This is a genomic window from Vibrio sp. 1978, assembly GCF_033344345.1.
In genome coordinates, this window is the sequence record NZ_JAWPOP010001030.1 from 1 (window position 1) to 518 (window position 518).

General features: G+C 43.6%; 1 pseudogene. It reads right to left on the reverse strand.

Features of this window, described 5'->3' with window-relative positions:
- Positions 1-518: pseudogene (locus tag R8N49_RS30490) on the reverse strand (type II secretion protein); the annotation flags it as partial.

Sequence of the window (518 nt, forward strand, 5' to 3'; positions counted from 1 at the left end):
AGAGAGTCTGCATGGTCACTAATGCATGCAATGTTCTTTTCAAGGGCAAGGAAATCAAGCTTGTCTTTGATCGGGTGTACATAACTCCCAGCAATTGCGGCATCGAGCTCAGATTGGTTTAAATCGATACTATTTTGTTGCGCCTTTAGTCCTTTTAAACCCAAAAAAATATCCGAATTTAATGCCAGCGTATCGTGTTCAACAAGCAACGTTTTCAAGCTCGCTTGCTGGCTCAAGCTATGGGATAAAAAAGCACTGATGGTTGACACGCCAACACCGCCTTTACTACCAAGCATCAAGACTCTTTTAGCGATTCGCGACTTTTTCTTCACCGTTGGCGAAAATGTGTCTTTACCAGACTCTTTTAATGCGCCCAACAAGCCATCAAGTTCCGGATCCCAAAGAATGTAGTTCGCACCTAACGACAGCACTTTGTCACGCATCAAGATTGAGTCCGTGTTGCTCAACACAATCAGAGAGATGCTCACATCTAATCTTGAAGATATTTCCGCCACTTC